Annotated in this window: 27 protein-coding genes and 3 tRNA genes; 9 read left to right on the forward strand and 21 right to left on the reverse strand. The window is 70.6% G+C overall.

What is annotated here, in order from left to right; all coding sequences use genetic code 11:
- Positions 1 to 9: 9 nt before the first annotated feature.
- From MTS1_RS07915 to tilS, 12 genes are all read right to left on the reverse strand, one after another.
- Positions 10 to 648, reverse strand: coding sequence for an SUMF1/EgtB/PvdO family nonheme iron enzyme (locus MTS1_RS07915; protein ID WP_023952920.1), 639 nt, complete (start codon positions 646 to 648; stop codon positions 10 to 12).
- Complete coding sequence (locus MTS1_RS07920) at positions 645 to 1,349, reverse strand: DUF2520 domain-containing protein (RefSeq protein ID WP_023952922.1); 705 nt, start codon at positions 1,347 to 1,349, stop codon at positions 645 to 647. Before MTS1_RS07920 ends, MTS1_RS07915 begins: the two co-directional genes overlap by 4 nt.
- Complete coding sequence (locus MTS1_RS07925) at positions 1,346 to 3,238, reverse strand: PH domain-containing protein (protein WP_267879190.1); 1,893 nt, start codon at positions 3,236 to 3,238, stop codon at positions 1,346 to 1,348. Before MTS1_RS07925 ends, MTS1_RS07920 begins: the two co-directional genes overlap by 4 nt.
- Positions 3,235 to 3,843, reverse strand: coding sequence for a PH domain-containing protein (locus tag MTS1_RS07930; RefSeq protein ID WP_023952926.1), 609 nt, complete (start codon positions 3,841 to 3,843; stop codon positions 3,235 to 3,237). The genes MTS1_RS07925 and MTS1_RS07930 overlap by 4 nt, the downstream gene beginning before the upstream one ends.
- Complete coding sequence (locus MTS1_RS07935; RefSeq protein WP_023952928.1) at positions 3,791 to 4,279, reverse strand: DUF3180 family protein; 489 nt, start codon at positions 4,277 to 4,279, stop codon at positions 3,791 to 3,793. The genes MTS1_RS07930 and MTS1_RS07935 overlap by 53 nt, the downstream gene beginning before the upstream one ends.
- Positions 4,276 to 4,824 (reverse strand): 2-amino-4-hydroxy-6-hydroxymethyldihydropteridine diphosphokinase, encoded by a 549-nt coding sequence (folK, locus tag MTS1_RS07940; protein ID WP_023952930.1) that lies wholly within the window; start codon positions 4,822 to 4,824, stop codon positions 4,276 to 4,278. Before folK ends, MTS1_RS07935 begins: the two co-directional genes overlap by 4 nt.
- Complete coding sequence (folB, locus tag MTS1_RS07945) at positions 4,821 to 5,189, reverse strand: dihydroneopterin aldolase (RefSeq protein WP_023952931.1); 369 nt, start codon at positions 5,187 to 5,189, stop codon at positions 4,821 to 4,823. The genes folK and folB overlap by 4 nt, the downstream gene beginning before the upstream one ends.
- Positions 5,186 to 6,013, reverse strand: coding sequence for a dihydropteroate synthase (folP, locus tag MTS1_RS07950; protein WP_036304704.1), 828 nt, complete (start codon positions 6,011 to 6,013; stop codon positions 5,186 to 5,188). Before folP ends, folB begins: the two co-directional genes overlap by 4 nt.
- The gene (folE, locus tag MTS1_RS07955) at positions 6,010 to 6,600 is read right to left on the reverse strand and encodes a GTP cyclohydrolase I (RefSeq protein ID WP_023952933.1); all 591 of its coding nucleotides are present in this window, start codon (positions 6,598 to 6,600) and stop codon (positions 6,010 to 6,012) included. The genes folP and folE overlap by 4 nt, the downstream gene beginning before the upstream one ends.
- A 9-nt stretch (positions 6,601 to 6,609) precedes the next feature.
- Complete coding sequence (gene ftsH / locus MTS1_RS07960; RefSeq protein WP_023952934.1) at positions 6,610 to 8,625, reverse strand: ATP-dependent zinc metalloprotease FtsH; 2,016 nt, start codon at positions 8,623 to 8,625, stop codon at positions 6,610 to 6,612.
- 97 nt (positions 8,626 to 8,722) lie between these two features.
- Positions 8,723 to 9,274, reverse strand: coding sequence for a hypoxanthine phosphoribosyltransferase (hpt, locus tag MTS1_RS07965; RefSeq protein ID WP_023952935.1), 552 nt, complete (start codon positions 9,272 to 9,274; stop codon positions 8,723 to 8,725).
- Between the two features lie 9 nt (positions 9,275 to 9,283).
- Positions 9,284 to 10,285 carry a tRNA lysidine(34) synthetase TilS gene (tilS, locus tag MTS1_RS07970; protein WP_023952936.1) on the reverse strand — a complete coding sequence of 334 codons (1,002 nt, stop codon included), beginning with the start codon at positions 10,283 to 10,285 and terminating at the stop codon, positions 9,284 to 9,286.
- A 158-nt stretch (positions 10,286 to 10,443) separates the two neighbouring features.
- Between tilS and MTS1_RS07975 the strand changes: the two genes are divergently transcribed.
- Positions 10,444 to 10,977, forward strand: coding sequence for an inorganic diphosphatase (locus MTS1_RS07975; protein ID WP_023952937.1), 534 nt, complete (start codon positions 10,444 to 10,446; stop codon positions 10,975 to 10,977).
- 81 nt (positions 10,978 to 11,058) lie between these two features.
- Here the strand turns inward: MTS1_RS07975 and MTS1_RS07980 are convergent, their stop codons facing one another.
- Positions 11,059 to 12,495 carry a M23 family metallopeptidase gene (locus MTS1_RS07980; protein ID WP_023952938.1) on the reverse strand — a complete coding sequence of 479 codons (1,437 nt, stop codon included), beginning with the start codon at positions 12,493 to 12,495 and terminating at the stop codon, positions 11,059 to 11,061.
- 228 nt (positions 12,496 to 12,723) lie between these two features.
- On the opposite strand from MTS1_RS07980, the gene MTS1_RS07985 reads away from it, so the two are divergent.
- The 4 genes from MTS1_RS07985 to MTS1_RS08000 all read left to right on the forward strand — a co-directional run bounded on the left by MTS1_RS07985 (position 12,724) and on the right by MTS1_RS08000 (position 13,437).
- Positions 12,724 to 12,796 (forward strand) — tRNA-Glu (locus MTS1_RS07985).
- Between the two features lie 21 nt (positions 12,797 to 12,817).
- Positions 12,818 to 12,891, forward strand: a tRNA-Asp gene (locus MTS1_RS07990).
- A gap of 70 nt (positions 12,892 to 12,961) precedes the next feature.
- Positions 12,962 to 13,034 (forward strand) — tRNA-Phe (locus MTS1_RS07995).
- Between the two features lie 124 nt (positions 13,035 to 13,158).
- Entirely contained in the window at positions 13,159 to 13,437 is a 279-nt protein-coding gene (locus MTS1_RS08000) for a hypothetical protein (RefSeq protein WP_023952940.1), read from the forward strand.
- Between the two features lie 17 nt (positions 13,438 to 13,454).
- Here the strand turns inward: MTS1_RS08000 and MTS1_RS16605 are convergent, their stop codons facing one another.
- From MTS1_RS16605 to MTS1_RS08030, 8 genes are all read right to left on the reverse strand, one after another.
- Entirely contained in the window at positions 13,455 to 13,613 is a 159-nt protein-coding gene (locus MTS1_RS16605) for a hypothetical protein (protein ID WP_158497461.1), read from the reverse strand.
- A 23-nt stretch (positions 13,614 to 13,636) separates the two neighbouring features.
- Positions 13,637 to 14,122: a hypothetical protein gene (locus tag MTS1_RS08005; protein WP_023952944.1), complete on the reverse strand. Its 486-nt coding sequence runs from the start codon at positions 14,120 to 14,122 to the stop codon at positions 13,637 to 13,639.
- A 23-nt stretch (positions 14,123 to 14,145) separates the two neighbouring features.
- On the reverse strand, positions 14,146 to 14,841 hold the full coding sequence (locus MTS1_RS08010) for an SOS response-associated peptidase (RefSeq protein ID WP_023952946.1): 696 nt from the start codon (positions 14,839 to 14,841) through the stop codon (positions 14,146 to 14,148).
- Positions 14,842 to 14,922: 81 nt separating this feature from the next.
- Positions 14,923 to 15,060 (reverse strand): hypothetical protein, encoded by a 138-nt coding sequence (locus tag MTS1_RS16690; RefSeq protein WP_199484999.1) that lies wholly within the window; start codon positions 15,058 to 15,060, stop codon positions 14,923 to 14,925.
- A gap of 16 nt (positions 15,061 to 15,076) precedes the next feature.
- Positions 15,077 to 15,961: a DUF72 domain-containing protein gene (locus MTS1_RS08015; protein WP_023952948.1), complete on the reverse strand. Its 885-nt coding sequence runs from the start codon at positions 15,959 to 15,961 to the stop codon at positions 15,077 to 15,079.
- Between the two features lie 51 nt (positions 15,962 to 16,012).
- Positions 16,013 to 16,861 carry a PRD domain-containing protein gene (locus MTS1_RS08020; protein WP_023952949.1) on the reverse strand — a complete coding sequence of 283 codons (849 nt, stop codon included), beginning with the start codon at positions 16,859 to 16,861 and terminating at the stop codon, positions 16,013 to 16,015.
- Between the two features lie 24 nt (positions 16,862 to 16,885).
- Positions 16,886 to 18,367, reverse strand: a complete 1,482-nt coding sequence (locus MTS1_RS08025) for a glycoside hydrolase family 1 protein (RefSeq protein WP_023952950.1) — start codon at positions 18,365 to 18,367, stop codon at positions 16,886 to 16,888.
- A 1-nt stretch (position 18,368) separates the two neighbouring features.
- Positions 18,369 to 20,390, reverse strand: coding sequence for a glucose PTS transporter subunit IIA (locus tag MTS1_RS08030; RefSeq protein WP_023952951.1), 2,022 nt, complete (start codon positions 20,388 to 20,390; stop codon positions 18,369 to 18,371).
- Between the two features lie 261 nt (positions 20,391 to 20,651).
- Here MTS1_RS08030 and MTS1_RS08035 point away from each other — a divergent pair, with 261 nt between their 5' ends.
- The 4 genes from MTS1_RS08035 (at position 20,652) to MTS1_RS08050 (ending at position 25,268) form a co-directional block, all read left to right on the forward strand.
- Complete coding sequence (locus tag MTS1_RS08035; RefSeq protein ID WP_023952952.1) at positions 20,652 to 21,809, forward strand: polysaccharide deacetylase family protein; 1,158 nt, start codon at positions 20,652 to 20,654, stop codon at positions 21,807 to 21,809.
- 95 nt (positions 21,810 to 21,904) lie between these two features.
- On the forward strand, positions 21,905 to 23,032 hold the full coding sequence (locus tag MTS1_RS08040) for a glycosyltransferase family 2 protein (RefSeq protein ID WP_023952953.1): 1,128 nt from the start codon (positions 21,905 to 21,907) through the stop codon (positions 23,030 to 23,032).
- Between the two features lie 19 nt (positions 23,033 to 23,051).
- Positions 23,052 to 23,312: a glutaredoxin domain-containing protein gene (locus MTS1_RS08045; RefSeq protein WP_023952954.1), complete on the forward strand. Its 261-nt coding sequence runs from the start codon at positions 23,052 to 23,054 to the stop codon at positions 23,310 to 23,312.
- Between the two features lie 345 nt (positions 23,313 to 23,657).
- Entirely contained in the window at positions 23,658 to 25,268 is a 1,611-nt protein-coding gene (locus MTS1_RS08050) for a DEAD/DEAH box helicase (RefSeq protein WP_036305249.1), read from the forward strand.
- The last annotated feature ends 48 nt before the right edge of the window (positions 25,269 to 25,316 follow it).

Genomic DNA, 25,316 nt, shown 5'->3' on the forward strand with positions numbered 1-25,316 from the left:
GCCGGCCGGCTACGCGACGGGACCGCGGGCGACGCGCAGGCCGATGTCGTCGTGCGCGCTGTCGGGGCGGGCCCCGCGGCGCGTGCCCGCCCGCACGGATGTCGCGGCGTCGGCGAACCCACCGCCCCGGAACACCCGGTCGCGCGACCCGGTGTCGGGGGCGAAGAGGTCCCAGCACCACTCCGAGACGTTTCCGAGCATGTCGAACAGGCCGAAGAGGTTCGGATGCCGCCCGCCCACGTTCTGCGGCGACGAGAGGTTGTCGGCCGCGGTCCAGGCGATCTCGGCGAGCGGGCCGTAGTGCGCCGCCGCCGAACCCGCGCGGCAGGCGTACTCCCACTCGCGCTCCGTCGGCAGCCGGTACCCGTCGGCGTCGTCGTACCAGTGCACCTCGTCGCCGTCGACGGCGTAGGCGGAATCGAGCCCCTCCCACTCCGACAGCGCGTTGCAGAAGCGCACGGCCCGAAGCCACGACACCGCGACGGCCGGGCGACGGGGATGCGCGGCGGTGATCCCGAGCACCTCCCCGAGCTGCTCTTCGGTCACGGGATAGACGCCGATCTCGAAGGAGGCGACCCGCGGCCCCCGCCCTGCGCCGGCGACGGGCAGCTCTCCGGCCGGGATGCGGGCGAGCTCGACGTCGCTCACAGCAGTTCGTCGTCGGGGTCCGCGCCCCGGCCCGCGGCGGTGAGCGCACGGTCGACCGTCGAGTGCACGAGCGTCGAGAGGAAGCGCCCCGGGGCGTCGACTCCGGCGTCCTCGAGCAACGCGGCCGACTGCTGGACGATCGAGGCGGCGAACTGCGTCGCGGTCGCGATCGCCTCGCCGTAGGCCGGACGGTCGGCGTCGGCGACGACGACGGGCTCGCAGCCCAGCTCGACGGCGAGCGCCTGCCCGATCGGCAGGACGGCTGCCGGCGCGGTCACCGCGGCGTAGGCGCCCGTGAGCTGGCGGAGGTCGAGGGTCGACCCGGTGAACGCGATCGCCGGGTGCACCGCGAGCGGGATGGCGCCTCGCGCGGCCGCGGGCGCCAGCACGTCGAGCCCGTGCCCGGGATCGGTGTGCAGCACGAGCTGCCCGACCTGCCAGGCACCGAGCTCGGCGAGGCCGCTGACCAGCGGGCCGAGCTCGTCGTGCGGCACCGCGATGACGACGAGCTCGCTGCGGCGCACGACCTCGTCGGCGTCGAGCACCGGCACCCCCGGGATGACCGCGTCGACGCGTTCCCGATCGGAACCCGCGGTGACGCCGGTCAGCGCATGACCGGCACCCGCGAGCGCCGCGCCGATCACGGGCCCCACCCGGCCGGCGCCGATAATGCCGACCCCCAGGCGCGAGTTCGCGGTCATCGCCCACCCTCCGGAGGCGTCTGCCCCGCCGGCGGCGTCTGCCCCGCCGGCGGCGTCTGCTCCGCGGGAGGCGTCTGCTCCACGGGAGGCACGAACGGAGGCGCATAGGGCGGGGGCGGCACAGCGCCCGGCGGAAGCTCCGTCGCGCTCGGCGGGGGCGGCACGGGGCTCGGGCCGGCACTCGGGCTCTGCGCCGGAACGGGCGGCACCGGCTCGACGGCATCCATCAGCGCGACGGCATCCGACAGCGCGTCGGCATCCGTCGGTCCGTCGGCATCCGTCATCTCCGCCCAGCGGTGCGAGCGGTCGGATGCCGCCGCGGCGACGGCCACCCGGGCGACGCGCTCGAACGCCGCGATCGCGTCGTCGCGATCGATGCCCGCGACCGCGGTGAGCACCGGCCCCGAGACCGTGTGTGCGCGCAGCGTCGCGACCCGCAGCGCGCGTGAGACCGGCCCCTGGTGCAGCGCGACCGACTGCAGCCGCGCGAGCGGCAGCACCGCGAGCATGCGCCAGATGAGCCCGCGTCGCAGCATCAGCAGGTCGCCGTTGATCGCAAGACCGTTTCGGCGCCACGACAGCAGACGCACGATGCGTGCGCGCCGCGGCGTCGTGACGTATCCCCCGGCGGACGAACCGCCGAGCACACCGTCGCGGATGATCGCCGCGCGCTCCTCCTCGCCGACCGACGGCAGGATGAGGCCGAGCACCCGCTCGACGTCGGCGAGCGTGCCGACGGGAAGGACCGTGGTGAACTGATCGGTCGTCGTGTCGGAGGCGCTTCGGCCGGTCATGCGGTTGATCCGAACCGTCCACCAGCCGAACCCGCGCCAGAGGATGGACTGCGTGATCTCCACGGCGTGGATGCGTCCGGGAGGCAGGATCTCCGACACGGTCGTGAGCAGGCCGAACGTCACGCGCACGCCGTCACGCGTCGGCGCGATGGAGTAGCGCAACGACTTCACGATCGTCCGCACCCAGTACGCCCCGAAACCGAGCAGTGCCGGGAAGTAGGCGAAGAGCACCCAGAACACGCCCTGCGACAGGGCGATCGCGAGCGCGGTTGCGCCCGCGAGGATCACGACGGTGCCCCAGCTGGCGAGCTGCGACCCGATGAGTCGCCCGGGCGGGATGCGCACGACGGACTCGGGCTCGGCGGCATCCGCATCGTCGCCTTCGATGAGACCGGTGATGCCGCGTGCGACGGTGTCGGCGACGGCGACGCGTCCTCCCCCGGCGGCTGCCGCGGCCGCGCGCTGCTCGGCGAGGCGCTGCCCCGAGGCCAGCCGCAGGATGTCGGCGCGGATCGTCTCGGCATTACCGGTCGAGAGGTACTCGAGCTTGACGTTCGCGTCGGCGCCCGCACCCACGATCTCGAGCTTCGCCGCCCCCAGAAGCCGCGCGACCGCGGGGCGGGTGAGGTTGACGCCCTGCACCCGGTCGAGCGGTGCGCGGCGCTGCGTGCGCGAGAGGATGCCGCTGCGCACCTCGACGTCGTCGTCGGTGATGCGGAACGTGTGGAAGCGCCACGACAGATAGAACGCCCCGATGATGAGCGCGAGCACGCCGACGGTGACGAGCAGGGCGATCAGCAGGAGGTTGTTCGCCAGCACCCACCCGATGGGGTCGCCGGCGGCCTCGTACTCCTCCCACTCGTCGATGGGCGCATCGGGCGCGAGCGCCGGCACGAAGATGCTGATGAGCCGGTCGCGCATGTTCGCGACGACGATGCCGAGCACCACGAGCAGCGCCAGGCCGCCGCGCAGCAGCGGCGTCAGCGGATGCAGCCGATGCCACTCGCCGTCGCTCAGCGGCGAGCGGACGAGCTCGGACGGCGGCGCGGAGACGGTCGCGTCGGCCGGGGGCGGGCTCGGAACGGAGTCGCTCACAGCCCGGTCCGCCGCGATTCCGCCACCGACATGAGGTGGTCGCGCAGCGCCTCGGCGGCCTGCTGCGTGAGGCCCGGGATCACGACGCCCGTCGCTGCAGCGGCGGTGACGAACTTCAGCTGCGCGATGCCGAATCCGCGATCGAGGGGCCCGTGCGTGATGTCGACGAGCTGCATCCGCCCGTACGGCACGGCCACCATGCGCTGCCACAGGATGCCGCGACGGAAGACGAGGTCGTCCTCGCGGAGCTGGTAGCCGATCGAGCGCACCTGGCGCGGCAGGATCGCCATGCCCGCGACGGTGAGCACGATGAGGATGACGCCCGGGATGAGCGCCCACGACTGATCGGCCACCAGGAGCAGCACGAGCATCACGGCGACGATGATCGCCAGGATGAACCCGTTGCTGATGAGCTGGACGGCGAGGTACTTGCGCGAGATCTGGTGCCAGACGCCGTGCTCGAGGGCGAGCCTCCCGGCACCGCGCGGCTCGCGGATGCGGTCGTACGTGCCGGCGTCGAGGGTGGCGTCGATCGCACCCGGCTCCGCAGCGTCAGTGGTGGGAGGGAGTGGCGTCGGGCTCGGGTGGTCCGGGCTGGTCGTCATCGTCGTCCTTCCGAATGGTGCAGAGCTGTTCTGCGATCACACCGGCCGCCACGAGCACGACGGCTCCGACGATCGCGGCGACGACCGCTCCCGTCGAGCCTACTGACGGCGGCACCGGCCGTGTGAGAAGGAAGAGCAGGAGGCCGACGCCGACACCGCCGACGAGCGCCCCGACGATGCTCGACGCCTTCGCGAGCATCGCCACGCGCACCGCCCGGAACGGGTCGACCCGCGGAGCCTGGCCCCGGGTCGCCCGGCGGATCGGCAGCGCGAGGGCGATGACCGAGACTCCCAGCAGCACGAACAGGACGGGGAGCATGACCGACGGGGTGAAGGTCGCGCGGCCCGCGCCCGTGAGCACCTGGTCGATGACGAACCCCGCGGCGATGCCGAGCACCGCCGACACGATCAGGGTCGCGGGAGACGTGCGTCTCACGGCGTGCTCCCGGGCAGCGCCGCCAGCAGCGCGTCGACGCGCCCGCGTCCGGGGAGCACGGCGTCGGGGTCGACCGCGAGCCACGGCCGGAGCACGAAATCGCGCTCGTGCGCACGCGGATGCGGCAGGACGAGCGTCGGGGTCTCGCACACGACCTCGCCGTGCGCGATGAGGTCGAGATCGAGCGTGCGATCCTGCCACCGGGCCTGATCGGCCGAGCGCGGGGCCCGGCCGTGACGCTCCTCGATCGCGTGCAGGTAGCCGAGCAGCACGCTGGGGGCGAGCCTGGTCTCGACGAGGGCCACGGAGTTGAGATAGGCGGGGGCCGCGGCATCCGGGCCGTCGAGGGTCAGCGCGACCGTCTCGATCGGCTCGGCGGCGCGCACCACCTGCGTCAGCGGCAGCCGGTCGAGGTCCGCGATCGCGCGTGCGACGGTCTCGGCCCGGTCGCCGAGGTTCGCACCGATCGCGACGACGGCTCGTCGCGCGGCGGGGTTCTCGGCCGGACGGGGCTCGGGCGATTCCTGGGCGAGGCGGCGGCTCATCGGTTCTCCCGTCGTCGGGTGAGGGTCACGCTGACATCGCCGAACGCCACCGCGATGGGCGCCTGCGGCTTGTGCACGGTCACGGCGACGGCATCCACGCGGTCGAACGCGAGAGCCGCACGCGCGATGCGATCGGCGACCGTCTCGACGAGGTTCGCCGGCTCTCCCGACAGGATCGCGGCGACCTGCTCGGCCAGCTCCCCGTAGTGGACGGTGTCGGCGACGTCGTCGCTCGCCGCGGCGTCGCCGAGCGACAGGTCGAGCTCGACGTCGGCGATGAACTCCTGACCCTCGCGCCGTTCGTGCTCGTAGACGCCGTGATACCCGACGGCCCGGATGCCGCGCAGCGTGATCCGATCGCTCATGAGCCCTCCCGCCACCTCGAGCGCACCGCCAGCGCGTCTCGGGTCGTCGCGACGTCGTGCACCCGCACGCCCCACGCTCCCGCGTCGGCGGCCAGCGCGCTCGTCACGGCGGTCGCGAGGTCGCGACGGTCGATGTCGGTGCCGTCCGCGCCGGGGGTGTCCGCGCCGGGGGCGTCTCCGATCGCCTCGCGCAGGAAGCCCTTGCGGCTCGTGCCGACGAGCACACGCCTCCCGAGTCCGACGATGCGGTCGAGGCGGTGCAGCACCGCCCAGTTCTGTTCGCCGCGTTTACCGAAGCCGATGCCCGGGTCGAGGATGATGCGCGAGGGGGCGATACCGGCCGCGGCTGCCGCGCTCACGCGCTCCTGGAGCTCGGCGACCACTTCCGCGACGACGTCGTCGTAGCGGGCGGTGGCGTACATATCGGTCGAGTGTCCGCGCCAGTGTCCGATGACGACGTCCGCGTCGGATGCCGCGACCGCGGCGAACATGTCGGGATCGGCCAGGCCTCCCGAGACGTCGTTGACGATCCGGGCTCCGGCGGAGACGCCGGCTGCAGCGGTGCCGGCGTTCATGGTGTCGACGCTCGCGACGATCCCCCGCGCAGCGAGCGCCTCGATCACCGGGACGACACGACCGCGCTCGAGGTCGGGGTCGACGCGCTCGGCACCCGGGCGGGTCGACTCACCACCGACGTCGACGATGTGCGCGCCGGCTCGGCGCAGCGTCTCAGCGTGGCCGATCGCGGCGTCGAGATCGAGGTACCGCCCGCCGTCGCTGAACGAGTCGGGCGTGATGTTGAGGATGCCCATGATCGTCGTCATGCCGCGCCGCCCGAGATCAGGGCGATCAGCTCGGCCCGCTCGGCCGGCTCGGTGTAGACGCCGCGGGCGGCGACGGTCACGGTCGAGGCATCCGTCTGACGTCCGCCGCGCATCGTGACGCACTCGTGGGCGGCATCGAGCACGACCAGCACGCCGCGCGCGTCGAGCGCACCAGCGATCGTGTCGGCGATCTGCTCGCCCAGACGCTCCTGCACCTGCGGCCGCGCCGCGAGGGTGTCGACCACGCGCGGCAGCGCGCCGAGCCCGACGACCTGCTCGCCCGGCAGGTACGCGATGTGGGCGTGCCCCGCGAAGGGCAGCAGATGGTGCTCGCAGAACGAACGGAACCGGATGCCGCGCACCATGACCGCGCCCGACGGCAGCGTGTCGGGCGCCGGACCCCGCGCCACCGAGATCGTGTGCGCGAGCGGTTCGGCGGCGTCGGCACCGACTCCCGAGAAGAACTCGGCGTACGCGTCGGCGACCCGCTGCGGGGTCTGCTTCAGCCCGGGACGGTCGGGGTCCTCCCCGATCGCCTCGAGCAGGTCGCGCACGAGGGCGGCGACGCGTTCGCGATCGACGGCCACGCCCCGAGCCTACGCGGTCGCGGGTCGCGCCTGCCCCGAGGGGCGACGGTGCGGAGCCCGCTCGGCGGCGGTCTCGGCTTCGGTCTCGGCGACGGTGGATGCCGCCAGCCCGGCCTCTTCGCGACGCTTGGGGACGTCGATCGGGGGCAGGGACGACACCGGGCGGTCCTGGCTCGAGAGCCACTGCGGGCGCGGCGGGAGCTTCTTGATGTCCTTGAAGATCTCGGCGAGCTGCAGGTGGTCGAGGGTCTCCTCTTCGAGCAGCGCGAGCGCGAGCTTGTCGAGGATGTCGCGGTTGGCGTTGATGACCTCGTACGCCTCGTTGTGGGCCTGCTCGATCAGCAGCCGGACCTCGGCGTCGACGCGCTCGGCGATGCGCTCGGAGAAGTCGCGGCCGTGACCCATGTCGCGGCCCATGAACACCTCGCCCGACGACGACCCGAGCTTCACGGGGCCAACCTCGGTCGTCATCCCGTACTCGGTGACCATCTTGCGGGCGATGCCCGTCGCCTTCTCGATGTCGTTGGAGGCACCGGTCGTCGGGTCGTGGAACACGACCTCCTCGGCGACGCGTCCGCCCATCGCGTAGGTGAGCTGGTCCTGGAGCTCGTTGCGCGTGACGGAGTACTTGTCTTCGAGCGGCAGCACCATCGTGTACCCGAGCGCCTTGCCGCGCGGAAGGATCGTGACCTTCGTGACCGGGTCGGAGTGGTTCATCGCCGCAGCGGCGAGGGCGTGGCCGCCCTCGTGGTACGCCGTGATGAGCTTCTCCTTGTCCTTCATGACGCGGGTGCGGCGCTGCGGACCGGCGATCACGCGGTCGATCGCCTCGTCGAGCGCGCGCATGTCGATCAGCTGCGCGTTGGAGCGCGCGGTCAGCAGCGCGGCCTCGTTCAGTACGTTCGCCAGGTCGGCACCGGTGAAGCCCGGGGTCTTGCGAGCGATGACGGCGAGGTCGACCGAGGGCGAGAGCGGCTTGCCGCGTCCGTGCACTTCGAGGATCTTCTGACGGCCCTTCAGATCGGGGGCGTCGACGCCGATCTGCCGGTCGAAGCGGCCCGGACGCAGCAGCGCCGGGTCGAGGATGTCGGGACGGTTGGTCGCCGCGATGACGAGCACCGAGACCTTCGGATCGAAGCCGTCCATCTCCACCAGCATCTGGTTGAGCGTCTGCTCGCGCTCGTCGTGACCGCCGCCCATGCCGGCGCCGCGGTGGCGGCCGACGGCGTCGATCTCGTCGATGAAGATGATGGCGGGCGAGTTCTCCTTCGCCTCCTTGAAGAGGTCGCGAACGCGGCTCGCGCCGACGCCGACGAACATCTCGACGAAGTCCGAGCCCGAGATCGAGTAGAACGGGACGCCGGCCTCGCCCGCGACAGCGCGTGCGAGGAGCGTCTTACCGGTTCCCGGAGGGCCGTACAGCAGCACGCCCTTCGGGATGCGGGCGCCGACGGCCTGGAACTTGGTCGGGTCCTTCAGGAAGTCCTTGATCTCCTGCATCTCCTCGATGGCCTCGTCAGAGCCGGCCACGTCGCCGAAGGTGACCGTCGGGGTCTCCTTCGTGACGAGCTTGGCCTTCGACTTGCCGAACTGCATGACGCGGCTGCCGCCGCCCTGCGCGCTCGACATCAGGAACCAGAAGAGCAGGCCCAGCAGCACGAGCGGCAGCATGAGCGAGAGGAAGCCGTCGAACCACGTGGCCCGCGGCACGACGTCGTTGTACCCGTCGGCGGGGTTCGCCGCGTCGACGGCCGCGACGACCTCGTCGGCACGCGCGGAGGTGTAGTAGAACTGCACCTGCTTCGAGCCCTCGAAATCCTCCGAGAGCGTCAGATCCACGCGCTGATCGCCGTCCGTGGTCTGCACCTTCGTGACGGTGTCGCCCTTGAGCAGCTCGAAGCCCTGCTGGGTCGTGATCTGCTTCGCACCGGTGAGGCTGGAGATCAGCATGAAGCCGATCAGCAGCAGCGCGCCGATGAGCAACACGTACATCAGCGGGTTGCGCGTGACTTTCTTGACGTCCATGGTGCGATCAGGCTACCCCGCGCCGACTATGCGGGCTCTGTGCGTTCGTTTTGGGCGTACCGGGAGCCGGCTCGCCCGACGAGGGATCGACGCCCGCTCAGCTGTAGACGTGGGGCGCGAGGATCGCGACATCCCGGAGGTTGCGGTACTTCTCCGCGTAGTCGAGGCCGTAGCCCACGACGAAGTCGTTCGGGATGTCGAAGCCGACGTACCGGCAGTCGATCTCGACCTTCGCCGCCTCGGGCTTGCGCAGGAGCGCGAGCACTTCGAGCGACTCGGCACCACGCGACTGGAAGTTCTCGAGCAGCCAGCTGAGGGTGAGGCCCGAGTCGATGATGTCCTCGACGATCAGGACGTGCTTTCCGTGCAGGTCGGCGTCGAGGTCCTTGCGGATCTGGACGACACCGCTCGACTTCGTGCTCGCGCCGTAGGACGACACCGCCATCCAGTCCATCGTGATGTCGCGCTTGAGCGCGCGGGCGAAGTCGGCCATGACCATCACCGCGCCCTTGAGGACGCCGACGAGGATGAGCTCCTTGCCCTCGTAATCGGCCTCGACCCGGGCGGCGAGCTCGGCCAGCTTGGCCTGGATCTCCTCCTCCGTGACGAGGACGTCGGTGAGCTGGTCGGCGATCTCGGCGGCACGCATGCGACGAGTTTAGGCGCCGCTCCCGCCCGCCGAGAACTCGACGAGTCGGCCGACGCGGCGGGCGCGGCATCCGGGAAGGTCGATCGGTCCCTGGCCGGAGTAGTCGGTCACGAGCCGGGCGACCTCGAGGGTCTGGCTGCGCGACAGGCTCTCGTGGAACTCGCTCTGCACGACGTGACGGATGATGCGGTGGCGCAGCGCCGGCGGGTTCGCCGCGAGCGCCGCGACAGAGATCGCGATGCCCGCCTCGGCCGGCTCGACGATGTCTTCGATCGTCTCGGCGATCATGTCGTCGAAGGCCTGCGCATCCTCGCGCAGCTGCTCGGCGGTGCGGGCCAGCGCCTCGGCCACGCCCGGACCGAGCTCGGACTCGAGGAGGGGCAGCACACGCTCGCGGACCCGCACCCGCCGGAAGCGGTCGTCGCGGTTGTGCGGGTCGAGCCAGGGGTCGAGTCCGGCCGCCGCGCACGCCGCGACCGTGGTCTCTCGGCGGACCGCGAGCAGCGGGCGAAGCCAGCGCACGCCCGAATCGTCATCGGTGCGGTCGGGGGCCATGCCCGCGAGGCTCGTCGCGCCGGCCCCTCGAGCGAGCCCGAGCAGCACCGTCTCGGCCTGGTCGTCGAGCGTGTGGCCCAGCAGCACGGCGGCGGCGTTCGCGTCGCGCGCGGCATCCCTCAGCACGCCGTAGCGCGCCTCACGGGCCGCGGCCTCGGGCCCGCCCGCGGTGCCGACCTCGACGCTCACGACCAGCGGGTCGAGACCGAGCTCCGCGGCGGTGCGGGCGGCCGCGAGCGCGGCCTCGTCGGAGCCCGGCTGCAATCCGTGGTCGACCGTCACCGACGCGGCGCGCAGGCCGAGCTTCGGGGCCTCGAAGGCGGTCGCGGCGGCGAGGGCCAGCGAGTCGGGGCCGCCCGAGAGCGCGACGATCACGGTGCTGCCCGCGGGCAGTGCCGACAGCGACGCGCGCACGGCGCGACGGACCTCGGCGAGGGCGGGGTTCAGCGACGGCACGCCCCTACGGTAACCGGGCCCGTGCCGTCGGCGGGCTGAGAGCCTCGGCAGGCGCAGCCTCGGGCGGGAAACTCGGGCTGAGCCTGTATGCGGCACGGCGAGCGGCGCGAAGTAGGCTGGACGGCGGCATCCCACCGTCTTATCGAAGGAGCACACGTATGGGCGCGTACGACGCCGTCATCGAGATCCCCCGCGGCAGCCGCGTGAAGTACGAAGTCGACCACGGCACCGGCCGGGTCTTCCTCGACCGCGTGCTGTTCACGCCGATGGGATACCCCAGCAACTACGGCTTCTTCGAGAACACCCTCGGCGAAGACGGCGACCCGCTCGACGTGCTCGTGCTGCTCGACCGCGACATCTACCCCGGCGTGCTGGCGAAGGTCCGCCCCGTCGCCGTGCTGAAGATGAGCGACGAGGCCGGCGGCGACGACAAGGTCGTGGCCGTGCTGGCGAAGGACCCGCGCTGGGCCCACATCCAGGATGTCGACGACATCGACGACTGGACCAAGAGCGAGATCGGCCACTTCTTCGAGCACTACAAGGACCTCGAGCCCAACAAGTGGGTCAAGGTCGACGAGTGGGCCAACGCCGCCGAGGCCGAGCGTCTCGTCGCCGAGGCGTTCGAGCGCTTCGAGGAGCACGAGGGCCAGACCAAGACGCAGGGTGAGGGCGAAGCGCCCAACTCGCTCTGAGTCTCACCCGGACGCGAAGGAGGGGCGGATGCTGCGGCATCCGCCCCTCCTTCGTCGTTCCGGGCTCGTGAGCGTTGAGGCTCAGACCGAGATTCCGCGGTTGCGCAGGAACGGCGCCGGGTCGATGCGGACGCCGCCCTGGTAGATCTCGAAGTGCAGGTGGCAGCCCTGCGAGATGCCGGTGTTGCCGGCGTAGGCGATGACCTGTCCGGCTGAGACGCGCTGTCCGTATCCGACGTTGTAGCCGCCGTTCTGGATGTGCGCGTACCCCGAGATGATGCCGCCGCCGTGGTCGATCTTGATGTAGTTGCCCCAGTCGCCGGTGTAGGAGGCGTGGACGACCGTCCCGGATGCGGCGGCGTAGATCGGCGCGCCGCAACCGCCGGCGAAGTCGATGCCGCGGTGACCCGTGGTGCAGTACCCGTTCGAGCAGATCGTGCCGCGGTTGCCGAACCACGAGCTGATGTAACCGGGGCCGGGGCGCACCCATCCGGAGGGCTGGACCTGACCGGCACCACCGCCGCCGCCACCACCACTGTTACCGCCGCCTCCGCCGCCGCCACCACCACCGCTGTTGCCTGCCGCAGCGGCCGCCGCTGCAGCTTCCTGACGACGACGCTCTTCTTCCGCGGCACGGCGGGCTGCTTCTTCGCGCTCGCGCTGCTTGCGGGCCTCTTCGCGGCGACGCTCCTCCTCGACGCCCGCCTGGTAGCCGGCGACCGTGGCCGCCGTCTCGTCCTTGAGCGCCGCGAGCTGAGCCTGGAGGGTCGCCATGTTGGCGGTCTGCTCTTCGAGGGCGGCCTGGGCGACCGCTGCTGCTTCCTGGGCGGCGGCGAGCTTCTGCTCGGCCTCCTTCTGCAGGCGGTCGCGCTCGTCGCGGGCCACGCCGGCCTGGTCGCTCAGGCTCTGCGCGGTCTCGCGGGCGGCGACGGCATCCGTGTAGATGCCGCGGTTCGCCTGCAGCAGCTTGTCCATCGTGCCGAGTCGGGCGAGCAGGTCATCGGCGCTCGCAGCGGAGTCGGAGAAGAAGAGCTTGAGGCTCGTGTCGTCGCCGCCGTTGCGGTAGAGCTGCGCCGCGAGCTTTCCGGCTCGGCGGGCCGCCTCGAGGGCGGCTGCCGACTGGGCGTCGGCCTGCTCCTGAAGCGAGGTCGCGCGGTACGCGGCATCCTCGAAGTCGGCCTGCGCCTTGGCGTATTCGGCCCCCAGCCGTTCGGCCTCGGCCTGCTTGTAGGCGACGTCGGCGGTGAGGTCGGCGATCAGCTTCTCGATGCGCGCGATCTCGGCGGCTTTCGCGGACTCGTTGCCCTTGGCGCGCTGCACGTCATCCCACGACGGGTAGCCCTCGATACCGAAGGCGGACGGGATGCCGGGGGCGAGGAACGCCGTCGCTGCGACGAACCCGACGGCGCCGAGGCCGAGGGCGCCGCGGCGCGAGATCAGCTGCGAGAGCTTCTTGCTCTCTGCGGGCGTCGGGGCGCAGCCGCAGTCTTCCGGGGAGTCGAGGCTCTCGTATCGCACGCGGGTGATCCTCCATATCGCGTGGGCAACTTCGTTCACAGTAGCAACACACGTCACATCGCCGAAAGCGTCGGGGGCTGCGTCCGGCGCGCGCGAACCGGGCCATTGTGCCCCGCAGACACGCCCGGGCGGCGGACGCCACGCCCCCGATTCGCACATCGGCGCCGGATCGCATATGCTTGTCCCTCGGTAAGCGTGAACGTTTGACTCCCGGGTCTGGGTTCGCTCGGCCCCATCGTTTAGCGGCCTAGGACGCCGCCCTTTCACGGCGGTAGCACGGGTTCGAATCCCGTTGGGGTCACTCCCACAACTTAATAAGCATGGCCCTGTAGCGCAGTTGGTTAGCGTGCCGCCCTGTCACGGCGGAGGTCGCGGGTTCAAGTCCCGTCAGGGTCGCTCTAAAGCGACGGGCCCTTTGGTTTCCAGAGGGCCTTTCGTCTAGGACATGGCATCTCTGACGCCATGCGGCTCTGTAGCTCAGTTGGTAGAGCGCACGACTGAAAATCGTGAGGTCACGGGATCGACGCCCGTCGGAGCCACACGGACCGTCATTACAACGGCCCCAGAAACCCTCGCCTAGCTTCTACATGGCGGGGGTTTTGCTTTGCCCCGGCACCGCCGCGCGTCGCACCGGCCGCCCGGGCGAGGACCTATCGTCGAGGCATGAAGGCGTCGCTCCAGCCGCAGAGTCCCCGCACGCAGCGCCTGCGCCGGTGGGCGGTGGTGCTGGCCGCATTCAGTGGCGCCGCGTTCATCGCGTCGATCGTCTTCGCGGGCGTGCTTCCGGATGTCCCGGCACTGGTCTACCCGGCACTGCACTTCATCGGCCTCGCGACGGGGCTCAACGGGTATCTCCTGTGGCAGCGGTCGGACCCCGCGTACGACTACCGTCAGGAGCCAGCGGGAGACGGTGATCAGTCACACCCGCGAAGACACGACTGAGGCTGACCGGCGCGCGGTCACCGGCGCAACGGCGGCGCGGCCACCACGGCTTCGAGTGACAACGACTGCTCCGCCGACACTGATGCGAACCGCTGGATGCCTGCCGCGAGGAGCAACCCGGCCGCCGCGAGTGTCGACACCCCGATTCCGAGCTGCAACGTCGTGCCGAGGACCATGAGACAGGCTCCGACCGTGACCGCTACGAGCGACATCGCCGCCCGACCGCGACCCCGGCAGCGCCGACCACCAAACCGATGGCACAAAGACTCAGGCCCGGGACCAGCACCTCGGCCCATGATCCGAGTCCCGTCTCGCCGGCAGGGCGAGCCCCGGTGTAGACCGTGGCGGAATGAAACCCGCACCAGCTGATCCAGGCGACCGACCCCGACGCGAACACGATGAGCGTGACCGCGCGACGTCGCGACGGCCCTCCTGCCGCGACGACGAGGCCGACGAGCAGCAGCAATGCCGACATGCCGCCGAGCCCCACCGCGACACCGAAGTACCCGAGGCCGTCGCCGCAGACCCATTCGCCACTGTCTGCCAATGCCCCGCCGGCGCCCCACGAGCAGTTGTAGTGGAGGGTGTCGCGAAACAGAGGGAGCGTCGCACCAGAACTGAAGAACGCCGACAGTCCACCGACGATGACAGCGAGCGCTGCAAAGGTGCGAGGCGAGGTACCCACGATGAAGATCCAGGCGCCTATCGCTACGCCACCGGGTCGAGCAGCGTCGGGTCGGCGGGATCGACCGTGCGGGAGTTGCTGACCTTGCGGTCGACAACGTGCTCGTGGATCGTCGAGGCGACCTGACCGGACGTGTGCTCGAGCATCGCGAGGGTCTCCGCCTTGCGGTCGCCGGTGAGCTTCTCGGGCGTCAGCCAGGCATCCCACGTGTCCGGCGTCAGGAACGCCGGCATCCGGTCGTGCACCTGTCCGCTCGCATCGCGCGCCTCGCGGGTGATGACGACGAAGCAGCGCGTCTTCTCGCCGGTCGGGAGTTCCATCGACCAGGTGAGCCCGGCAGCCGAGAGCAAGCCGTCGCCGTGGAGGAAGTGCGGGGTCTTCGGGGTCTTGTCGCCGGTCCACTCGAAGTAGCCCCGCATCGGAACGATGCACCGAGCCGCGCTGAACGCCGGCGCCCAGAATCCCTGGCCGAGCTTCTCCATCCGCGCGTTGATGAGCGGACCGCCCCGCGGCCGATTCGCCGGCTTCTGCCAGTCCCAGCGGACGAGCTCCAGCACCCGCCCTTCGCCCCGGTCGCGGACGATCGGAGCATCCTCGGTCGGCGCGATCGAGTAGGCGCCAGCCCACGACTTCACCCAGTCCTCGGGGTCGCCGCCCTCGGCGACGTACTCCCGGATCAGCTCGTCCGTCTTGGCGTCGTTCGCGAATCGCCCGCACATGTCAGCGACCCTACGACCCGGGGCCGACGGCGTCGAGCAGATACCTCTGCACCTTGGCCGAGGTACGGAGGCACCCCGGGCTCACGCCGGCTCGGTAACCCGGACGAGTCCGCAGTTCAGGCACGACCACGCCACGAGGAACGCCTCGTCGTCGAGGATCTCGAAGCGCAGCGGATCGCCGCAGGTCGGGCAGACCCACGGTGCCGGCTGCGCGCTCACGCGCGATCCCGATCGGTCACCCGTCGAGCGTAAACGCCGTATCGCACCGTCGGGCGAGAGCGACGGCGTCGTGCGGCGCCCTCCCCCGCGCGTCGTTGTCGAAGTACACCCACACGTCGCGCGGACGACCGTCGGATGCCGCCGATCCGTCGGCCCATCCTCGGATGCGGTCCGCCCACTCGTCGAGCTCGGCATCGGTGTACCCGCTGGCGTACAAATCGGTCGCGCCGTGCAGCCGGACGTACACGTGCCCCGCTGTCGTGACCTCCTCGAACCGCGGGAAGCGTCCGGCGGTGTCGGCCACCACGAGAGCGGTGTCGTGCGAACGCAGCAGCGCGAGCGCGGCATCCGACCCGAACCCGGCCGACCGAGGCTCGAGAGCGTGTCGGATCGGACGGTCGTCCTCGATCTCGAGCCAGGCACGCCCGTCGAGGCGCTCGTCGTGCCGCTCGGCGAGCGCAAGCGCCTCGCCGGTCGTCCGCGGCAAGAGGGCGAGGAACTCTGCGAGCACGTCGGCGTCGAACTCCTCGCGTTCGGGCAGCTGCCAGAGCACGGGGCCGAGCTGCCGCCCGAGCGCGAGCACTCCCGAGGCGAGGAAGTTCGCCAGCGCCGTCTCGACACCCCGCAGGCGCAGCATGTGCGTGACATAGCGCGAGCCCTTCACCGCGAAGACGAACGACTCGGGCACCTCGCTCCGCCACCGTTGATAGCTCGACGGGCGCTGCAGCGAATAGAACGACCCGTTCAGCTCGGCCGTCGACATCCGCTCGCCCACGTATTCGAGCTCGCGCCGCTGAGCGAGGCCCGTGGGGTAGAAGTCACCCCGCCACCCGGCGTACCGCCACCCGGAGATGCCGACGCGCACCCGGCCCGAATCCGCGAGAGCTGCGTACGAGGTCATGCATCAGGCTTACCGGCCGCGCGGCAGCGGCATGAAGGGGGTTGCGAAGGGTCAGCCGTTCTTCGCATCGAGCGCGAGCCGGACGATATGCAGGGTGAGCAGAAGCACCTCTTCCTCGTCGATGTCCGGCTCGCCTGCCCGCGAGATCTCGGCCGCGACCTTCCGCGCACACGCGTACTCGCGGGGATGCTCAGCGGCGAAGGGGACGAGGAACGGCGCCAGTTCGTCGACGGGCCGCTTGCCCGCGCGCTGGCGTGCCAGCAGGTGGATCAGATGGCTGGCGAACCGCGCCGTGGCGTGATCGGATGCCGCGCCGTCGAGTCCCAGCTCACCGCGCACGAGCGCGATGCACGACGCGATCGTGCCGGTCATGTCCATGGTGTCCATGACCGAATCGGTTCCGAGCTCCGCGTTGACGACGTGCAGGGCGATGGGGACGGCCTCGATGTCGGGCAGACGCTCCCCCGTCTGCTCCTCGACGATGTCCACCGCCCGCCGTCCGAACTCGACCTGCCGGGGGTGGAACGCTCGCGTCTCCCATTGCAGCGGGTAGTCGATCCCGATGCCGGCCCGCTGTCGCTGCAACGCGGCGCCGAGATGGTCGGCGAGCGGGACGACGAGCCGGTCGACGATGTGCGCCCCGAACTCGCCGCCCGCGGCCTCGGCCACGACGATGGCGAGTTCGACGTCTGCCGGCGGAAGCGCGGCGATGCGCGACGCCAGACGCACACCGTGCTCGCTGTCGGTGCTGACGAAGAGGCGGTGGACCTTCGAGGGATCCACCACCCCTCCGACCGGCAGCAGGAACGCGATTCCGCGCCCCGTGGCGACGTACTCCTGACCGTGCTCATCCGCGCACAGGATGACGTTGTTGTTCAGCACCTTGTGAACAGTGAGCATGTCGGGTCTCGCTCGTCGTGGTGATCAGTCGTCGGAATCGAGTGCGGCGCCGTTGGTGGCGATCACCCGCTGGTACCAGGCGAAGGAGTCCTTCTTCGTCCGGGCGAGCGTACCGCGCCCGTAGTCGTCCTGGTCGACGTGGATGAAGCCGTACCGCTTGGTCATCTGCGAGGTGGAGCAGCTGACGAGATCGATGGGCCCCCACCAGGTGTAACCGCGCACATCGACGCCGTCGGCGATCGCCTCGCGCACCTGCAAGAGGTGCTTGCGCAGGTAGTCGATGCGGTAGTCGTCGTGGATCGCGCCGTCCTCGGCGACCGTGTCGACGGCACCCAGGCCGTTCTCTACGACGTACAGCGGCTTGCCGTACCGACCCCACAGCTTGTTCAGCGCGATGCGGAGCCCCACGGGGTCGACGGGCCAGCCCCAGGCGCTGAGCTCGAGGTACGGGTTCTTCAGCTTGCTCACGAGACTGCCCGAGATGTCATCGGCATCCGGGCGGTCCTCGGCGAGGTACGTCATGTAGTAGCTGATCGAGATGAAGTCCGCGGTGCCGGCACGCAGGATGTCGTCGTCACCGGGGTCGGTGTCGATCTCGATGCCCTTCTCGGCGAAGTAGCGGTTCATGTAGGTCGGGTACTCGCCGCGCACCTGCACGTCCGGGTAGAAGAGGTTGAGGTTGTCCTCGTGCGTCGCCCGCATGACGTCTTCGGGCTTGCAGGTGGCCGCGTACGTCTCGAGGCGGCAGATCATGCATCCGATCTGGGCGTCGGGCATCATCTCGTGTCCCATCGCGACGACCTTCGCCGCGGCGAGGAACTGGTGGTGGGTGGCCTGGTAGGCCGCCTGCAGTTCGCGCCCGGCGACGCGGTCGGGGAAGACGCCCGCTCCCGTGTAGACGCTCGTGAGGTTCATGTTCATCTCGTTGAACGTGATCCACATCTTCACCTTGTCGGCGTAGCGCTCGAACACCGTACGGGCGAAGCGCTCGAACAGCCCGATCGTCTCGCGGCTCAGCCAGCCGTCGAGCCGTCGCGAGATCTCGATGGGCATCTCGTAGTGCGACAGGGTGACCAGGGGCCGGATGCCGCGGGCGAGCAGCTCGTCGAACACCTGGTCGTAGAAGGCGAGGCCTTCCTCGTTCGGCTCCTCCTCGAAGCCGGTCGGGAAGATCCGCGCCCAGGAGATCGACATCCGGAACACTCCGAAGCCCAGCTCGCCGAACAGCGCGATGTCGTCGCGGAAGCGGTGGTAGAAGTCGATGCCGTGACGCTTCGGGTAGAGCGTCTGGGGGTCGTCCTCGCCGACGAGCGCGGCTTCGACCTGGTGCGAGGTCGCGTCGAACGTGAAGTCGATGACGCTGCCGTCCGCCATCGGCGGGACGAAGCGGGCGAAGTCGGAGGTCGACAGACCCTTGCCCCCTTCTTGAGCAGCGCCCTCGATCTGGTTCGCGGCGGTCGCGCCGCCCCAGAGGAAGTCGGCGGGGAATGCGGCTGAGGTTGTCATCTCAGTTCTCTCCTTGTTCTCGGGAATGGGTCTGGGTGGCCGGAAGATCACGCCGCGCGGGCGTGACGGCGAAGAGGGGCTCACCGGCGTCGACGTCGGTTCCGTTCGGCTCGACGAGGGGCGACATGTCGCCGGCCGATCCCGCGTTCGTCACGACGACGGGCGTGATGGGACTCAGCCCCGCGGCCTCGATGACGGCGGTGTCGAACGACAGGAGGCGATCACCGGCGAGCACGCGCTGCCCCTGCTCCACATGGACCGTGAAGGCTCCCTCGGGGAGCGTCACGGTGTCGATGCCGACATGGATGAGGATCTCGGTGCCGCGCTCGTCGCGCAGGCCGATGGCGTGCCGTGTCGCGGCGATCGCTTCGACCGTCCCGTCGAAGGGCGCGACGACCTCGGTGCCGCGGGGCGCGATGGCGACCCCGGGGCCCATCAGCCCGTCGGCGAACGTCGGATCGGGGACGGCCGACAGCGGCATGACGCGTCCGGCGAGCGGGGCGACCGCGATCGTGGCATCCCACGCTCCCCCGGATCGCGGCGACGAGTTCGGCGCGCGGCGAGACGACGCGGCACCGGCCTCCGCCCCGTCGGTGCGCGGGGTCCGGCGGCGCGGCTCGACGAAGAGAAGGGTGAGGACGAAGGCGACGGTGAACGACAGCGCGATCGCGATGCCGGCGTGCATCAGGTTGGCCGAGCCGTCGGGCGCGACGTACAGCGGCAGCGACGCGAGTCCGGGCACCGCGAAGCCGTACGTCTTCAGTGCGAACAGGCCAGCGTAGGCACCGCCCGCCGCGCCGCCGGCGAGGGTGAAGAAGAAGGGGCGCTTGAGGCGCAGCGTCACGCCGTAGATCGCGGGCTCGGTGATGCCGAGGAAGGCGGTGAGCCCCGTCGACAGCGCCAGAGCGCGCATCCTGCGCACCCGGATCGCGACGGCGATCGTCGCACCGGCCGTCGCCAAGTTGGCCACGAGGTTGAACGGCAGCAGGATGACGTCGTATCCGCGTGTCGCGAGCGACTGGAAGGTGGTCGGGAAGAAGGCGTAGTGCATCCCGGTGATCACGATGAGCGGCATGAGACCGCCGAGCAGCATCCCGGCGAAGACGCCGCCGTTCTGCATGAGCCACACCGCGGCGTCGCTGACGTACACGCCCGCGTAGTGCCCGAGCGGCGCGAGCGCGATGAGCGTGAGCGGGATGACGATGAGGAGCGTGAGCACGGGGGTGACGACGATCTTGAGCACCGCCGGCACGACCCGGTCGATCAGGCGGTGCACCGTCGACAGGGCGTAGACGCCGAGGATGGCAGGGATCACCGAGTTCGCGTAGTCGACGAACGGAATGGCGAGGCCGTAGAGGTCGAGTCCCGCGGGGCCCCCGTCCGCGATCGCGCCGGCGCCCGCGACGATCGTCGGATACATCAGCGCGGCGGGCACCGAGAGCGCGAGCGACAGGTCGGTGTCGAACCGGCGGGCGGCGGATGCCGCGACGAGGAAGGGCAGGAAGACGAAGGCGCCATCGGCGATGAGCGTGAACAGCTGGTGCGGATCGCTGCCCGCCGAGAGCCAGCCCGCCTGGGTGGCAATGGCGACGAGCCCCTTCAGCAGACCGGCACCGACGATCGCGGGAAGGATCGGGGTGAAGATCCCCGACAGCGTCTCGAAAAGCAGATTGACGAGGCGGCGCGGCGAGAATCGGGATGCGGCCGCGGCGGGCGCCTCGGCCGGGGCGGGTGCCGCGGCTGCGGACGCGCCCTCGAGCAGGCGCGACAGCGACGCGTACTGCGCCGCGACGTCGGTGCCGACGATCACCTGCAGCTGCTCCCCGCTGAACTGCGCACCGGCGACACCGGAACGGCGGATGGCGTCGAGGTCGGCGCGACCGTTGTCGACGAGGTCGAAGCGGAGCCGGGTGATGCAGTGCCAGGCGCGTCGCACATTGCCGGCGCCCCCGATCGCCTCGAGGATCTCGCTCGAGATCGCGTCGCGGTCGTGCGGCGGCGCGGGTGGTGTCGATGCGGTCATCAGTGACCTCCTGCTCGTTTTCGGGCAACAAAAAAACCTGAGGTCGTCGTCGGACTCACGAAGAATCCGGTGACGATCTCAGGTTCCGCCCGACTAGTCGGTTACGCCCTGTGGTCGTAGTGAGGTCACTGTAGCACCAGCCTGGAGCGCCCGCGCACCCGACTTCTCGGGCAGCGGGAGCGGGTGTCGCATCGGCCGCGCGTCCTCAGCCGCGCACCCTAGGATTCGACGGACGCACCGGGCACCACAGGGGGAGTAACGATGGCCGCAACGCGACGCTCGAACGCGCGGGGACGCCGCAAGCGCCGGGCGATCGGCATCGGCGCTGCGGTCGCCGGAGTCCTTCTCGCCGCCGCGGTCGGCGGGTGGTTCGCCGTCGATGCGATGCAGCGCGCGAGCACGACGCCCGACCCGGCGGCATCCGCGGGCAGCCCCACGCCCGATGCCGAGACGCCGACGCCCGAACCTCTGTCACCGGCGGAACAGCTCGTCGCCGACGCGAACGACCCGAACGCGTGCGCCGTGTCGTTCACGGGCGACGCGATCGACATCGCCCCCGTCCTCGAGACGCAGGGGAAGCCCTACGCCTCGCTTCCGATCCCCTCGCGCGAGGGCATGGTGTTCGCCGGCTGGTACGACACCGCCGAGGATGCCGCTGCGCTGTCCATCCCCGGCCGGCTCAACGGTGCGGATGCCGTCGCCTGCGACGCCCAGCAGCGCACGGTGCACGCCGCGTGGATGAGCGCCGCCGACAACACCGCCGCGAAGACGCGCATCCCGATCCTGATGTACCACCAGTTCACGACCAAGCCGGAAGGCGAGTCGGGGTGGCTGCGCGGCAACTACGCCTACGTCGGGGACTGGGAAGCCCACCTGCGGTACATCTCCGAGCAGCAGTTCTACCTGCCGACGTGGCCGGAGCTGAGCGCTTTCATCGACGGCAGGCTCTTCCTGCCCGACCACTCGGTGATCGTCACCGACGACGACGCCGATCCGTCGTGGCTCGAGCTCGCCGTGCCGCTGGTGGAGAAGTACCGCGTGATGACGACATCCTTCGTGATCACCGTCAACGGGTCCGGCCCCGAGCTCACGTCGTACGTGCTCAAGCGCTCGCACACCCACGACATGCACGCCGCAGGCGCCGACGGCAAGGGCCGCATCGTCACCTGGACGCATGACGAGATCGTCGCCGACCTCGACACCTCGGCGAGCGTGCTCGGCGGAACGAAGGAAGTCGTCGCCTACCCGTTCGGCCACTACAACGACGCCGCCAAGCAAGCGGTCGCCGACGCGGGCTTCGAGATGGCTCGCACCATCGAGCCCGGCTACGTCTCGATCGGAACCGACAAGCTGGCCCTGCCGGTGGTGCGGGTCAACTACGGGATGACCGTGGATGACATCAAGAAGGCCATCGGGTGAATCTCAGGCGATATCCAAAGAGTCAACCGCTTGTACGCATATGAATCCTCAGTACTGTGTGAATTCCCCCGTCCGTTTCGACTTGCGAGCGCTCCATGGATCTGACGATCGTCGTCCCGACCTTCAACGAGGGTCCGAACGTCGTGGAGCTGCTGCGGCGGATCGGTGACGCGGTCGATGACCGGATGATCGAGGTCGTCTTCGTCGACGACTCGACCGACGACACCCCCGCGATCATCGAGCGGGCGGCGAAGACCGCCGACTTCCCGGTGCGCCTGGTCCACCGCGACGAGCCGGTCGCGGGACTCGGCGGGGCCGTGGTCGAAGGCATCCGCACCGCGAACTCGTCGTGGTGTCTCGTGATGGACGGCGACCTGCAGCATCCGCCCGAGGACATCCCGCGGCTGCTCGCACGAGCCGACCGCGGCGACGTGGACATCGTCGTGGCCTCGCGCTACATCGCCGGCGGTGACTCCAAGGGGCTCGCCGACGCCACGCGAACGACCGTCTCGCGCGCGTCGACGCTGCTGACCAAGGCGATGTTCCCGCGGAAGCTCGGTGAGTGCAGCGACCCGATGACCGGGTTCTTCCTCGTCGACCGCGACACGATCGACATCGACGCGCTGCGTCCGCGAGGCTTCAAGATCCTGCTCGAGATCCTCGCGCGCCGCCACATGCGCGTCGCCGAAGTGCCGTTCGCCTTCGCGCCGCGATACGCCGGCTCGTCCAAGGCGACCTTCACGCAGGGCATCCGGTTCCTCACGCAGCTGCTCATGCTCCGCTTCGGACGGATGTCGGCGTTCGCCCTCGTCGGCGGTGTCGGCGCGATCGCGAACCTCGTGATCATGTGGGGTCTCATCCGACTGGGGATGGACTACCTGCCGGCATCCATCATCGCCAGTGAGATCACGATCATCGGCAACTTCCTGCTGCTGGAATACCTCGTCTTCTCCGACATGCGCTCGGAATCGGGCAGTATGACGCAGCGGTTCGTGAAATCGTTCGCGTTCAACAACGCCGAGGCGATCATCCGGATCCCGGTGCTGTGGGTGCTCGTCGAGAACGCGCACATCCCGAGCGTCATCGCCGCCGGACTGACCCTGATCGCGGCGTTCGTCGTGCGCTTCGTGTTCCATGCGCTCGTCGTCTACGCGCCCAAGAGCCAGCGGGTGCCGGCAGTGCTCGAGGCCGCCCCCGAGCGCGCCCGCGCCGCCGAGTACTGAGCGGACGTACCCTGGAGGCATGACCGCTTCCACCGACACGATCACGATGTTCGGCGCCGACTGGTGCCGCGACTGCCGCCGCACGAAGGCTCAGCTCGACGAGCTCGGTGTCGACTACACCTACATCGACCTCGAGGCGGAGCCCGCCGCAGCCGATGTCGCGCGTGAGATCTCGGGCCGCACGCAGATCCCCGTGGTGGTCTACCCCGACGCGACGCACCACGTCGAGCCGAGCAACGACGACGTCGCAGCCAAGCTGCGCGAGCTCTCGCTCATCTGACCCGCGCGCGGCGCTCTCTGCGCCGGGCGCGGATGCAAGACATCCGGGCCGACACCCCGCGGCGGATGCCGTTCGGCCGGGGTGTCGGGCCGAATCCCTTGCATCGCGGCACGCGGGCCTCAGCCCGGGGCCGGGGCCGGGCGGGGCCGGGCCGACGGACAGGCGAGCACTGATAGGCTGAGGGTTCTTGTGGCGCGCTCGCGCCGCACGCGTCGTAGAACGCCTTCCGCCCCACCGGGTCACGACCGGCATCCCGCGGACTCTTTCGTACGGCGACCCCGCATGCGCACCCGCATCCGGGCCACCGATCAGGGCGCCGACGTGCGCCCGGAGAAACGCTCCCTCATGACTGACACCACTTTCCGCACGCTCGGCGTGCCCGCTCCCCTCGTCGAAGCCCTCGCGAAGGACGGCAAGACCACCGCCTTCCCGATCCAGGTCGACACCCTGCCCGACACGCTCGCCGGACGCGACGTGCTCGGTCGCGGCAAGACCGGCTCGGGCAAGACGCTCGCCTTCTCGATCCCGATGGCCGCGCGCCTCGGCGGCGAGCTGGCCGGCGGCAGCCGCCGGGCGACCCGCATCCTGGGCCTCGTCCTCGCCCCCACCCGCGAGCTCGCGACGCAGATCAACGCGACCCTCGAGCCCCTCGCGGCGGCCTACGGCATGAAGACGACCACCATCTTCGGCGGCGTCAACCAGAACCGTCAGGTGCAGGCGCTCAACGCCGGCGTCGACATCGTCGTCGCCTGCCCGGGCCGCCTCGAAGACCTGCTGCAGCAGCGCCACCTGACCCTCGACTCGGTCGAGATCACGGTGATCGACGAGGCCGACCACATGGCCGACCTCGGCTTCCTCCCCGCCGTCACCCGCATCCTCGACAAGACGCCGCGCGACGGGCAGCGGATGCTGTTCAGCGCGACGCTGGACAACGGCGTGGACAAGCTCGTCAAGCGATTCCTGCAGAACGAGGTGCTGCACTCCGTCGACGAGGCGCACTCGCCCGTCGCGGCGATGACCCACCACGTGTTCCACCTCGCCGGGGCCGAGGAGAAGAAGGATGTCGTCAAGGCGCTCGCCTCGGGCATGGGCCGCCGCATCCTCTTCACCCGCACCAAGCACGCGGCGAAGAAGCTCGCCAAGCAGCTGACCTCGCAGGGAATCCCCTCGGTCGACCTGCACGGCAACCTCTCGCAGCCGCAGCGCGACCGCAACCTCGCGGCGTTCTCGTCGGGCACCGCGAAGGTGCTCGTCGCGACGGATGTCGCCGCGCGCGGTGTGCACGTCGACGACGTCGAGCTGGTCGTCCACGTCGACCCGCCCATGGAGCACAAGGCGTACCTGCATCGCTCGGGTCGCACCGCCCGCGCGGGCGCCGAGGGCGCCGTCGTCACCCTCGTGATGCCGGGCCAGGAGCGCGACGTCAAGGATCTGCTCCGCAAGGCCGCCATCGCCGTCACCCCGGTCACGGTCACGGCCGAGTCGCCCGAGGTCGTCGCCCTCGTCGGAAAGGTCGCGCCGTACGTGGCTCCGGCCCCCGTCGAGGTCGCACCCCGCGGCACGAGCCAGGGCGCCAACGCCCAGCGCAAGCGCGCCGCACGCGATGCTCGCGAGGGCGGTTCGTCGAACGGCGGTGGTCGCTCCGGCGGTGGCCGCGGTCGCGGCGGACGCGGTCAGGGTCAGGGCGCTGGTCAGGGCGCTGCCGGTGGTCGCGACGGCCAGGGCGCACGCTCGGGGGGTCAGCGCGACGCGCAGCAGAGCCGTGGTGGACAGCAGTCCGCGCGCGGCGGCCAGACCGCCGACCGAGCACCCCGCGAGACGCGCGATGCCGCTCCCGCGGGCAACCCGCGCCGCACCGGCCGTCGCGCCTCGTCGAACGGCGGCGCCGCGGGCGGCAAGCTCATGGTCGGCTCGGTCGTGCGCCAGAACAGCGCCGGCCGCCGCGGCGGTCGCTGACCCGCAGCATCCGGCTCACCCCGGCATCCGGCGCTGACCCGGCCCGGT

This window comes from Microbacterium sp. TS-1, assembly GCF_000509385.1.
Classification (GTDB): Bacteria; Actinomycetota; Actinomycetes; order Actinomycetales; family Microbacteriaceae; genus Microbacterium; species Microbacterium arborescens.

Excerpts from the sequence above, each read along its gene's own strand:
- MTS1_RS08010 (WP_023952946.1), bottom strand. The coding sequence starts at position 14,841 with ATGTGCGGGCGATTCGCGAACGACGCCAAGACGGACGAGCTGATCCGG.
- MTS1_RS08045 (WP_023952954.1), top strand. The coding sequence starts at position 23,052 with ATGACCGCTTCCACCGACACGATCACGATGTTCGGCGCCGACTGGTGC.
- ftsH (WP_023952934.1), bottom strand. The coding sequence starts at position 8,625 with ATGGACGTCAAGAAAGTCACGCGCAACCCGCTGATGTACGTGTTGCTC.
- MTS1_RS08020 (WP_023952949.1), bottom strand. The coding sequence starts at position 16,861 with ATGCTCACTGTTCACAAGGTGCTGAACAACAACGTCATCCTGTGCGCG.
- folP (WP_036304704.1), bottom strand. The coding sequence starts at position 6,013 with ATGACGACGATCATGGGCATCCTCAACATCACGCCCGACTCGTTCAGC.
- folK (WP_023952930.1), bottom strand. The coding sequence starts at position 4,824 with ATGAGCCGCCGCCTCGCCCAGGAATCGCCCGAGCCCCGTCCGGCCGAG.
- folB (WP_023952931.1), bottom strand. The coding sequence starts at position 5,189 with ATGAGCGATCGGATCACGCTGCGCGGCATCCGGGCCGTCGGGTATCAC.
- MTS1_RS16605 (WP_158497461.1), bottom strand. The coding sequence starts at position 13,613 with ATGGTCCTCGGCACGACGTTGCAGCTCGGAATCGGGGTGTCGACACTC.
- MTS1_RS08000 (WP_023952940.1), top strand. The coding sequence starts at position 13,159 with ATGAAGGCGTCGCTCCAGCCGCAGAGTCCCCGCACGCAGCGCCTGCGC.
- MTS1_RS08035 (WP_023952952.1), top strand. The coding sequence starts at position 20,652 with ATGGCCGCAACGCGACGCTCGAACGCGCGGGGACGCCGCAAGCGCCGG.
- MTS1_RS08040 (WP_023952953.1), top strand. The coding sequence starts at position 21,905 with ATGGATCTGACGATCGTCGTCCCGACCTTCAACGAGGGTCCGAACGTC.
- MTS1_RS08050 (WP_036305249.1), top strand. The coding sequence starts at position 23,658 with ATGACTGACACCACTTTCCGCACGCTCGGCGTGCCCGCTCCCCTCGTC.
- MTS1_RS08025 (WP_023952950.1), bottom strand. The coding sequence starts at position 18,367 with ATGACAACCTCAGCCGCATTCCCCGCCGACTTCCTCTGGGGCGGCGCG.
- MTS1_RS08015 (WP_023952948.1), bottom strand. The coding sequence starts at position 15,961 with ATGACCTCGTACGCAGCTCTCGCGGATTCGGGCCGGGTGCGCGTCGGC.
- MTS1_RS07920 (WP_023952922.1), bottom strand. The coding sequence starts at position 1,349 with ATGACCGCGAACTCGCGCCTGGGGGTCGGCATTATCGGCGCCGGCCGG.
- MTS1_RS07930 (WP_023952926.1), bottom strand. The coding sequence starts at position 3,843 with ATGACGACCAGCCCGGACCACCCGAGCCCGACGCCACTCCCTCCCACC.
- MTS1_RS08030 (WP_023952951.1), bottom strand. The coding sequence starts at position 20,390 with ATGACCGCATCGACACCACCCGCGCCGCCGCACGACCGCGACGCGATC.
- MTS1_RS07975 (WP_023952937.1), top strand. The coding sequence starts at position 10,444 with ATGGGCGCGTACGACGCCGTCATCGAGATCCCCCGCGGCAGCCGCGTG.
- hpt (WP_023952935.1), bottom strand. The coding sequence starts at position 9,274 with ATGCGTGCCGCCGAGATCGCCGACCAGCTCACCGACGTCCTCGTCACG.